Raw genomic sequence first — 10,281 nt, 5'->3', positions numbered from 1 at the left:
TCCCTCGCGCCATCAGACATGTGTATAAGAGACAGGAACGGGGCGAGCGCCCCCGCGCCCCGGCGCAGCAGCCGCGCCCCGCCCGCGGTGTTGCCCCGCGCGGAATGGGTCAGCCCCACCGCGAGCTGGGCCAGCCCCCGCCAGAGCTCCCGTTCGTCCTCCGGACCCGACTTCCAGGCGTCCTCGAAGACCTCGTGCGCGTGGAACGGCATTCCCGCGTCCAGGAGTCGCTGCGCCTCCCGGAGCGTCTCCGCAGGTGTGCGGACGACCCCCTCCGGCTGTCGTTCGACGCCGGGTGTCCCGTACGGCAGGGGGCGTCCCAGCCCGTCACGGGGGCGCGCGTTGCGCGCCCGGCCCTCGGCATCACGGTCTCTGCGCGTCTCGTTCACCACTCGATTGTGCCCCGCACCTGCGGAGAATCGCGCGAACCCTGTCGACGAGCACCCGCGCACGACTAGGCTCGACAGTCGAGAAGACTGCCTCTGTGGGAAGGGTGGGCATGAAGCCGTCCCAACCGTTGTACGAGCGTGAACCGGAACTCGCCGCCGCCGCGGAGGCGGTGGACGCCCTGTGCGGTGCGCAGGCCGTCGGCGGACTCCTGGTATTCAGCGGAGAGGCGGGGATCGGCAAGACCGCACTGCTCGCGGAGATCCGGGGGATGGCCTCCGACCGTTGCACCGTCTGGTCCGCCCGGGGAGGCGAGACCCTCACCTCCGTACCGTTCCACGTCGTACGGCAGCTGCTGCAGCCCGCACTCGACCAGTTCCCGCCCGACGAGACCCGCGCCCTCTTCGGCGACTGGTACGAGACGACCGCTCCGGCCCTGGGTCTCGCCGAGCCGAGCGGCCTGCAGCCCGACCCGCAGGGTGTGCGCGACGGCCTGGACTTCGTCGTCGGCCGACTCGCGTCCCGGCTCAGCCACCGGCCGTTACTGCTCATGGTGGACGACGCGCACTGGGCGGACGGCGAATCCCTCGCCTGGCTGGCCTCGTTCACCGCTCGACTCGGTGAACTGCCGGTCCTGGTGGTGCAGGCCCACCGCCCGCAGGAGCTGGCCGAGCGCGACGCCAACTACATCGCCGACCGCGAGGCCGAGCGCGGCCTCGGCAGCCAGGGCACGGTGATCCGGGTCGCCCTGCGGGCCCTGACCCCGGACGCCACCGCCGTACTGGTCCGCGCGGGCCTCGGAGATCACGCGGACGACCCGTTCTGCCGCGAGGTGTGGGCCGTCACCGGCGGCAATCCGTACGAGGCGGTCGAGTTGGTCGCCAAGGTCCAGGACCGCGAACTGCCGCCGGTGGAGGAATCCGCGGGCGAGCTGCGCGAGCTCGGCGCGTCCGCCAGGGGCAGCGGCCTCGTCGCCCGGCTGGAGCGGCTCGGCACCAACGCCAACCGGTTCGCCTGGGCCGCCGCGGTGCTCGGCACCGACATCTCGCAGGAACTGGCCGCCACTCTCGCCGGAATGAGCTCGGCGGAGGCCGCCGACTGCACGGCCCGGCTGCGCGACGCCCGTATCGTCAGCGGCTTCGACCCGCTGGAGTTCGTGCACCCGCTGATCGCGACGGCGGTCTACCGCTCGATCCCGCCGGCCACCCGCACCGCCATGCACGGGCGCGCCGCCTGGGCGATCACCCGGGCCGGCCTCGGTGCCGCCGCGGCCTCCCGGCACCTGCTGGAAGTCCACCCGGACGACGACCAGGAACTGGTCGCGCAACTGCGGGAAGCCGCCGGCCAGCACCTCGCCGTCGGTGCGCCGGAAGCGGCCAGGCGCTGCCTGGAGCGGGCGCTGGAGGAGCCGCCGCGGCCCAAGGACCGGGCCGTCCTGCTCTACGAACTGGGCTGCGCGACGCTGCTGAGCTCCCCGCCCACCACGGTTCAGCACCTGCGCGCCGCCCTGGACATGCCGGGCCTCGACGACGGCCTGCGGGTCGACGCCACCTTCCGGCTCGCGGCCGCGCTCGCCCACAACAACCAGCTCAAGGACGCGGCCCTCTCGCTGGCCGCCGAAGCCGCGCGCACGGCACCCGGCCCCGGGCTGATGCGCCTGCAGGCCGCGCACTTCATGTGGGAGGGCATGCAGGCCACCGAGGACGACGGACCGGCCCGCTCCCGGCGGCTCACCCGCAACGCCGACCACCTCAAGGGCCGCGACAACGCGGAGCGGGCGCTGCTCACCCTGCGGGCCTTCGACGCCATGGTGCGCGGTGAGAACGCCCAGCTCATCGTGGACCTGTGCGAACGCGCCCTGATCGACGGCAGCCCCGCCCGGGGCCTGGGCTGGACCGACTCCGAATGGGGCTTCGAACTCCCCACCATGGTTGGCATCGCCTACACCTTCGTCGACCAGCTGGACCGCGCCGAGAGCCTCTTCGGCGAAGCGGTCCGGGCCTTCGAGATCTCCGGCTGGAGCGGGGCCCACCTGGCGTTCGCCCACACCCTGCTCGGCATGGTCCACCGCCGTCGCGGGCGCCTCGCCGAGGCCGAGGGCTTCCTGCGCGAAGGGCTCCGCCTCGCCGACCGCGTCGGTTCCGGACTCCCCGTGCACTGGGACGCGGCCTGCCTGCTCATCGACACCCTGCTGGCCCGCGGACGCACGGAGGAGGCCCGCCGCATCGCCGACCGCTACGACTTCGGCCCGCCCTACCCCAGCGCCATGGTGCTGCCCGACGGACCGTGCATGCGGGGCCGCCTGCTGCTGGCGGAGGGCCGTAAGGAGGAAGCGATCGCCGAGCTCGAAGCGGCGGGTGCCGCTCTGGAGTCGCGCGAACGGTTCAACGGCATCTGGGCTCCCTGGGCCGGCGACCTGGCACGGGCCCTGGCCGAGGACGACCCGGCCCGCGCGGCCCACCTCGCCGCCCGGAACCGGGTGCACGCCGAAAGGTTCGGCACCCCCACCGCCATGGGCGAGGCGCTTCGCTGCGTCGCCCTCTTCGCGCCCCCGGAGCGGGCCGCGCAGCTGCTCGCCGAGGCGGTGGGGCACCTGGAGAAGTCCTCCTCCGCCTACGAGCACGCACTCGCCCGGGTCGACTACGGCATCGCGATCGGTTCGCACCGGGAGCTCGCCCGTGCCCAGAAGCAGGCGATGGCCTGCGGCGCCGAGGGGCTGGCCGCCCGCGCCCAACGGGCACGCGCGTCGATACGGTCCGCGGAGTGAGGTAATGTTTGTCCTGCGCGGTCACCCGGGGCAACCGGGGAGAACGCGGCGGGACGTGGCGCAGCTTGGTAGCGCACTTGACTGGGGGTCAAGGGGTCGCAGGTTCAAATCCTGTCGTCCCGACTGGAGACAGTCGCAGGTCAGGGCCGGTTTCGGAGCAATCCGAAACCGGCCCTTGATTATTTTTGGGGACCAGCTGGAGGTCCGGCGTCCTTGACCGGGTCTGCGGGTCAGCGGGTCATGACGATGGGGCTCGGCAGTGAGCGCGGTGCGCGCAGCGCGTTGAAGTGGGCCGAGAGCGCCGTCCCGGCGGCCGTGATCTTGTGGACGTCCGGGTGAAGGTAGCGCTGGGTGGTGGTCAGTGAACCGTGGCCGGCGATCCTGCGGAGGACGTGTACTTGGACCCCGGCGTCGGCGAACCAGGTGAGTGCGGTGTGCCGGAGGTCGTGGCGGCGCAGATGCTCGTAGCCGAGCTTGGTGACCACGTCGTCCTAGTGTGTGGCGTCGCGCAGGACGGCGGTGGAGATGCGTCCGCCTCGCGGGCCCGTGAACAGGCGGGCGTCCGGGTTGGGGCCGGCGGACAGGATGCGCTGGGCGACGAGGGGGCGGATCTCCTCGACTATGGGACCTTTGCGGGCTCGCTTGCCCTTGGTGCCCTTGTCGGTCAGCCCGCCGGGCGCGGGTGTGGTCTGACGCCGCACGGTCCAGACCCACTGGGTGGTGTCGATGTCTCCGACGCGGCAGCCGGAGATCTCGCCGATCCGTGCGGCGGTGCACGCGGCGAAGATGACCACCTCTCCCCAGCTGCGGTACTCGTCGTGGGAGGCGGCCACGAGTGCGTCGGCCAGTGTGACGAGTGTTTCCCAGTCGGGCAGGGCGAGCGCGCGCGGGTCGAGGAGTTCGTCCTCGGCCTGCTTGTAGAGCTTCTGCCAGCCGGTCACTCGGGCGGGGTTGACCTTGATGATGCCGTCACGGACGGCCTGCTCCATGACGCGGACCAGGACGGCGATGGTGTTCTTGACCGTTGAGCGGCTGAGCTCGTCGGCGATCCAGTTCTGCACGGTGCGGTCGACAGCGCCGTTGGTGATCATGCGGACCGCGAGGTGGCCCAGGGCGGGCACGACGCGCATCCGCCAGCCTGACAGGTAGGGGTCGAGTGTTTTCAACTCCAGGCCGCGCAGGGCGAGGTCCATGTTCGCGTTGCCGTATTCGGCGAGCTTCATGGTGGCGAGCGACGGGGACAGCCCTGCTTCAGCCGCTTCGATGATGGACTGGAGCCACTCCTGCGCTTCGTCCTCGCCCGCCTTCCCCTCCGACAGGGACAGCCGCCGCTTCGTGGCCGGGTCGAACCAGCGGACTCGGGCGCGGTACGGGTTGAGGCGATTAGGCCGGTACTCGATGTCGGGGGTGAGTCGGACACCGACCGGCACGATGGCCTTGTCGGCCATCAGGTGTCTCGTCGCGGGACGGTCCGGTGGCGACGTAGCCATTCCTCGACGTCGACCGCGCTGTACATGATGACGCGTTCCGAAACGGAGACGAACGGCGGACCCTGGGGTGGCCGAGCGGTGCGCCAACGGCGCAGAGTCGAGGTGTTTGCATGCAGGCAGGCGGCGAGGTCGCTCGTCGAATACCAGGCATCGGCCAGGAGAAATGACTGGTTGTCATCTCGGACGAAGGGGGCACCGCCCTCATCCTTCGTGTGTGTCTGACGGTCTGGGTAGTCTGCTATCGGTTCGGTGGGCAAGGGCGGTGGATCTCCGGGGGTACGGAGCATCAAGGGATACAGAAGGCGGTCGGCGACAAGCGGCGCGGCCCGCAGGTGAAGAACCGTGGGGTTCTGCATGCACAGAAGCGGTGAGTCTCTTCTGTTGGAACTGATCCGCAGTGGTGCTCTGGGCAAACGGTGGACAACAATCGTCTGCAGGAGCGCCGGTTTGGCTAACCGGCGATGTTCGGCTATGTTGCCCTCATTTGCGACGCGGCGAGCATCACGTACTGTGTCGATGAGTGTTTCTCCATGACCCACCACGTGGAGTGCGTGGCGATCCTCGAGCCGGTCACAAAGGCCGCCTGACCTGCAGGTCTGGGTGGTGTGCGTTATGCGCACTGTGGGCTTTACGGGCGATACCTTGACGCTGAAGTGGCGCTCTCTCCGAGGCATCGTGATGCTCACTTGACGCTCGTACTGATGGGCCGTCAGGTGCGTGGCCCGCTGGTCCGGCGGCCTCCTGGCTGTGCGGGTTTGGCAAGGCGCCGGGAATTTCGTGGTGCTGCGCGGTCCCGCTCAGCCACCTGCGCAGAGTGCCAGTAGGTTCTTCGTCTGCCGGGTGACGTCGGACCTCTGCTGGACCGCGCTGCGGCGGGCGACCCGCAACGCCCGCAGGGCCTCGACCCGGCCGTCGCGGAACTTCGGTGTTCCGGTGCGGCGTTCGGCAAGCGCGGCCCGGGCCGTGGCCTCGGCGTCGACCGGGTCGGACTTGCCCTGCCACCGACGCGTCTTGCGGTCCGGACGGTCGATCTCGACCACCGTCACGTCACATTCACGCAGGGGGCGGGCGAGTCCGGCGCCGTAGGCGCCGGTGCCCTCGACCCCGACCATCAGCAGGGTCCCGAAGGACTTCAGCCAGGACAAAAGCTTGCGGTAGCCGAGCGCGGAGGCGGGGAACTGAGCCGAGCCCAGGACCCGGCCCGCGGAGTCGATCGCGGCCGCGGTGTGGGTGTCCTTGTGCGTGTCGACGCCGCCGGTGCCCTCGACCTCGTGCTGTGCCATCGTGAGGTGTGCCGTCCAATCCATTCGACCGGGTGGGATGGCGCCCGTGGGCCGGGAGGGCGGACAAGACAGTGATGGGGCCTCTGGCCAGGCTCTTATGAAGTCACGTCCCCCGGCCCGACGGATGCGGGCGAGCGTCCCCCGGACAGGGCCGACAGATCCGTTGAGGACCCTGAGTCAGTCAGGCGGTGGGTCAGACCCCGCCGGAGAGCGCTCACGAACATCCTCACTGTCAGGCGGCGTCAAGGCTGCGAGTGACGATGCAACGACGAGGGCTGGTGACGCTCAATGCGGAGTCGCCGGGTCCTGCAGATCAGATGTCGTGGAAGAGACCAGTGAACGCGATGGCCTGCCGCGATGAGTGGCGTTTGTTCGCTGAGCTGCGCGCATGACCTTTCGGCTGTTTCATGCTCGTGCCGCTTGGTGGGGCCGGAAGTCCCGGAAAAGTCCCAGGGGACTCCCACTGCTGACGGGTGTTTTCAGCTCAGTACGGGTGTACGGGCCGTCGAACGGCCTCGTTTTCAGCGAGGGTGGGGAGCCTGGATGTCGAGTGACCGGAGCTCGGCCGATGCCTTGCGGGATTGTGGGGGTCCTGATGATCGACGACGACTCTTCGGTCGCTGGTGGCGGTGGACCGGCAGTGGCCGCCGGCCCTCGGACGCCCTACAGCGAGATGCCCGTCGCGCGGGCCCGGCGGGCGAATACTCATGAGCTGATCGAGCGGCTCGTCGCCGAGGGCCGCGTTCGGATCACCGGCCCTGATGACGACGAGGTTGACGACGAGCGCCGACTCGTCATGCCGTCTGCGCTGCGCCGTAGGTCGCTCCTGTTGTTGCAGGGACTGGCGGCTGAGGCGGTCCGGCCAGGGTACGAGGTGCGGAAGGCCGGGTCGTCCTCCATGCCGAGTTCGGCGGCAGCCAGGGCGTGGTCCCCCTCGTCCAGCAGGGTGCAAGGACCGCGAGCAGGCGTCTTGGCCGGGCCGGGGACGACGGGCCCGTTGGCGCAGCCCAAACCGGGGTGGGTCGCGTTGAAGGACCTCGCCGTCGTCCCCTGCGAATGCGAACCGGAGCGGTGAAACCCGGCGCCACACCGAGACGACACCCTGTCCTCGGCCCGCCCACACCCGGTTCACGGCACGCATACGGGCCACCGCCCTTGTAGGGCTCCCGGCACCGCCGTGGGGAGGGTGCCGGCGAGAACGCTGGCCGGCCCCCTGCTACTTGGTCGCGCCCTGGGCGAAGCCGTTGTAGATGTAGCGCTGGAGGAAGAGGAACGCGATCAGGGTCGGAACGATGACCAGGACGGCTCCCGCCGAGATGTTCTCCCAGTGGGCCCCGAAGGGGCCCTTGAAGCGGAACAGGGCGGTGGAGATCGTGCCGAGCTCCTGGGAGGGCATGTAGAGGAAGGGGATGTAGAAGTCGTTGTAGACGGTGATCCCCTTGATGATCACGACGGTGGCGATCGCCGGCTTGAGCAGCGGCAGGATGATCTTGCGGTAGACGGTGAACGCGTTGGCTCCGTCCAGCCGCGCGGCTTCGTCGAGGGAGACCGGGATGCCGCGGATGAACTGCAGGAAGATGTAGATCGAGACGATGTCGGTGCCCATGTAGAGCAGGATCGGGGCCCACCGTGTGTCGAACAGCCCGAAGCCGTTGATGACCTGGAAGGTCGCGACCTGTGTGGTCACCCCGGGAACGAGGGTGGCTATGAGGAAGAGACCCATGACGAGCTTCTTCGCCCGGAAGTGGAAGCGGTCGATGGCGTATGCCGTCATCGAACCGATGAGCACGGTACCGGTGATCGAGAACAGCAGGATGAACGCCGTGTTCCCGAAGGCCGTGAGCATATGACCGTCGGAGAACGCGGTCGCGTAGTTGTCGAAGTTCAGCCAGTTGCCCGGGAGCGACAGCGCGTTGCTCTCGGCAGCCTCCTCGGATGTCTTCAGTGAGGTGAGGAGGACGACGGCGAGGGGGAGCAGCACCACCAGCGAGGCGATGACGAGCGAGAGGTAGACGAGCGTCTGCCCGAGTCGGCCGCGTAGTCGGACGGAACGGCGCGAGGGGGAGGTGGTCAGCTTGGCCGTGGTCATACGAGGTCCACCTTGTCGTCGGGCACGAGCCGGCGCTGGACCCAGGTGATCAGCAGAATGATCAGCAGGAGCACGACGGCCGCCGCTGAGGCCAGCCCGGTCTTGTTGAACTGGAACGCGAGCTTCACCGTCTGGATGACGAACGTCGACGTTCCGGTCGCGCCGCCGGTCATGATGTACGGGATCTCGAAGACGGCGAGTGAGCCGGAGATCGCCAGGATGATGCTCAGGCTGAGGATGGGTTTGATGCTGGGGGCGATTATGTGGCGGAACTGCTGCCAACGGGTCGCGCCGTCCAATTGTGCGGCTTCGTAGAGTTCGCCGGGGATCGACTGGATGGCGCCGAGGAACAGGACGAAGTTCAGGCCGGTGAAGCGCCAGACGGAGACGCCGGCGAGCGAGGTGTTGGCCGAGGCGGGGTCACCCAGCCACGCGTGGTCGGTCTCTGCTCCCATCCAGGACAGGACCGAGTCGAGGGTGCCCCCGTCCTGGAAGAAGTACAGGAAGACGAATCCGATCGCCACGCCGTTGATGAGGTAGGGGAAGAAGAGCAGGCCCTTGAACAGGTTGCGGAACCGCAGGTTGAAGCTGAGCACCGTGGCGAAGTACAGGGCGACGGCGATCTGTAGGCCGGATGCCGCCAGGTAGTAGAGGCTGACGAAGAAGACACGGAACAGTTCGGGCCGGGTGAAGATCTGGACGTAGTTGTCCGACCCGGTGAAGTTGCGGTCGGGGCTGATGCCGTCCCAGTCGGTGAAGCTGTAATAGATCATGTTCGCCACGGGGACGTAGGTGAACGTGATCAGCAGGGCCAGCGGCGCCACCAGGAAGAGCCAGGGCGTCGCGCGGCGCAGCAGTTGTCCCGGCGACCGGTGTGACGGTCCGGTGCGGCTGGCGGCCGTCGTCCTGCGCCGTGCGGGTGCGGCGCGGTGCGTCTTCTCGCCCACCTCGGTCGTTCTGGTCATATCGGACCTTTCGTCATCCGCGTCTCGATTCCTTGTGCGGGGGAGGGGCCCCGGCCTCATTCCTGGGGTCGGAGCCCCCTCGCCGATTCAGGACCCGACGGTCTTCGCTGCCTCGTCCCACCGCTTGTTCAGCTCGGTGAAGTAGTCATCGAGGCTGCCCTTCTGCGCTCCGCGGGCGATGTCGATCAGCTTCTGGCGGTAGTCGGGCTTGTTGAGTCCGATCTCGGCGGCGTTGTCGATGTCGTTGACCTTGCCCGTGTCGGTCTCCGAGCGCTCCGTGAAGGTGACATCGTTGTCAACGAAATCCTTGAGAGTGTCCGGCATCGGGGCCGACCTAAGCGTGGGGACGGCGCCTTCCTTTGCGGAGTAGCCCGACTTCTCGGTGAACCAGTCGATCCACGCACGGGCCGCCTCCTTGTGCTCGGAGTGGATGTTGACGGCCTGCTGGTAGTCGGAGACGAGAGTGGCGCAGTGGCCGTCGCCGTTCAGGACGGGAAGGGGCATGTAGCCGATGTCGTCCGGGTTACTGCCCGCCTTCTCGGCGGCGTCCCGCATCTGGGTGATGGACCAGGAGCCCACCATCATGGAGCCGATCTCCCCCTTGGCGAGCTTGGTCTTGGAGGCTTCCCAGTTGGTGGTGCTGGGGTCCTTCTCCGACAGCTTCCTCTTGACTATGTCGTGCAGCAGGGTGTCGATCACCTGGAGTTCGCTTCCCTGCTTCCACGGGGAAGAGGGGCCGGCGAGCTTGTTGGTGGCGTTCTCGTCGCAGGTGACCGAACCGATGTTGGTGGTCCACTGGACCAGCGGCCAGCCGTCCTTGAAGTTGGTGTAGTACGGGGTCGCGCCGGTCTTGGTCCTGATCGCCTCCAGTCCGGCGAGGAACTCGTCCGGCGTGGTGGGCCAGGCGGTGATGCCTGCCTTCTTCCACGGGGCCTTGTTGTAGACGAAGCCGTTGGCGGTGCCGAACTGGGCGATGCCGTAGACCTTGTTGTCCACGGCGGACTTGTCGCTGAAGCGGTATTTGTCCGCCATTTTGATGGACGTGCCGAGCGGGGCGAAGAACTTGGGATAGTCGTTCTTGGCGACGGAGGCCGGGATCATGAGAACGTCCCCGTAGTTCTCCGTGTTCATCCGGATCTTGACTTCGCCCTCGTAGTCGGTCAGCCCCTCGAACTTGACCTTGACCTTGGGGTAGACCGGCTCTTCCCAGATGAGGGTGTAGGTCGGCCGGGCGCGTCGGTCCGCAGATAGACGTCGAGGTCTCCCGACGATGGAGGTTCCTACGCCATCCATCCGAAAG

Annotated in this window: 8 protein-coding genes and 1 tRNA gene; 2 read left to right on the top strand and 7 right to left on the bottom strand. The window is 68.3% G+C overall.

Annotated features, from left to right (window positions below; genetic code table 11):
* Positions 1–389 (bottom strand): DUF309 domain-containing protein (locus CR470_RS31315; protein ID WP_097870852.1); only part of this gene is annotated, 389 nt, incomplete at its 3' end.
* Positions 390–499: 110 nt separating this feature from the next.
* Between CR470_RS31315 and CR470_RS31310 the strand changes: the two genes are divergently transcribed.
* Both CR470_RS31310 and CR470_RS31305 read left to right on the top strand, forming a co-directional pair.
* Positions 500–3,154 (top strand): ATP-binding protein, encoded by a 2,655-nt coding sequence (locus tag CR470_RS31310; RefSeq protein ID WP_097870850.1) that lies wholly within the window; start codon positions 500–502, stop codon positions 3,152–3,154.
* Positions 3,155–3,203: 49 nt separating this feature from the next.
* Positions 3,204–3,277 (top strand) — tRNA-Pro (locus CR470_RS31305).
* 107 nt (positions 3,278–3,384) lie between these two features.
* On the opposite strand, the gene CR470_RS40835 is transcribed toward CR470_RS31305, so the two are convergent.
* The 6 genes from CR470_RS40835 to CR470_RS31270 form a co-directional block, all read right to left on the bottom strand.
* Positions 3,385–3,639 carry a tyrosine-type recombinase/integrase gene (locus tag CR470_RS40835; RefSeq protein ID WP_257138976.1) on the bottom strand — a complete coding sequence of 85 codons (255 nt, stop codon included), beginning with the start codon at positions 3,637–3,639 and terminating at the stop codon, positions 3,385–3,387.
* A 6-nt stretch (positions 3,640–3,645) separates the two neighbouring features.
* Positions 3,646–4,602: a site-specific integrase gene (locus CR470_RS31300; RefSeq protein ID WP_257138975.1), complete on the bottom strand. Its 957-nt coding sequence runs from the start codon at positions 4,600–4,602 to the stop codon at positions 3,646–3,648.
* An 839-nt stretch (positions 4,603–5,441) separates the two neighbouring features.
* Positions 5,442–5,927: an IS110 family transposase gene (locus CR470_RS31290; RefSeq protein WP_218923794.1), complete on the bottom strand. Its 486-nt coding sequence runs from the start codon at positions 5,925–5,927 to the stop codon at positions 5,442–5,444.
* Positions 5,928–7,143: 1,216 nt separating this feature from the next.
* Complete coding sequence (locus CR470_RS31280; RefSeq protein WP_097870848.1) at positions 7,144–8,016, bottom strand: carbohydrate ABC transporter permease; 873 nt, start codon at positions 8,014–8,016, stop codon at positions 7,144–7,146.
* Positions 8,013–8,981 carry a carbohydrate ABC transporter permease gene (locus tag CR470_RS31275; RefSeq protein ID WP_097870847.1) on the bottom strand — a complete coding sequence of 323 codons (969 nt, stop codon included), beginning with the start codon at positions 8,979–8,981 and terminating at the stop codon, positions 8,013–8,015. The genes CR470_RS31280 and CR470_RS31275 overlap by 4 nt, the downstream gene beginning before the upstream one ends.
* 87 nt (positions 8,982–9,068) lie before the next feature.
* The coding region (locus tag CR470_RS31270; protein ID WP_107489517.1) for an ABC transporter substrate-binding protein at positions 9,069–10,281 on the bottom strand (1,213 nt) is incomplete at its 5' end.

The sequence above is a fragment of the Streptomyces sp. rh34 genome (assembly GCF_002551245.1).
GTDB lineage: Bacteria > Actinomycetota > Actinomycetes > Streptomycetales > Streptomycetaceae > Streptomyces.
The sequence above is the reverse complement of the archived record's forward strand: the minus strand, read 5'-3'. Positions and strand labels throughout refer to the sequence as shown.

Coding starts and splice junctions, on each gene's coding strand:
- CR470_RS31275 (WP_097870847.1), bottom strand. CDS start 8,981: ATGACCAGAACGACCGAGGTGGGCGAGAAGACGCACCGCGCCGCACCC.
- CR470_RS31300 (WP_257138975.1), bottom strand. CDS start 4,602: ATGGCCGACAAGGCCATCGTGCCGGTCGGTGTCCGACTCACCCCCGAC.
- CR470_RS31290 (WP_218923794.1), bottom strand. CDS start 5,927: ATGGCACAGCACGAGGTCGAGGGCACCGGCGGCGTCGACACGCACAAG.
- CR470_RS31310 (WP_097870850.1), top strand. CDS start 500: ATGAAGCCGTCCCAACCGTTGTACGAGCGTGAACCGGAACTCGCCGCC.
- CR470_RS31280 (WP_097870848.1), bottom strand. CDS start 8,016: ATGACCACGGCCAAGCTGACCACCTCCCCCTCGCGCCGTTCCGTCCGA.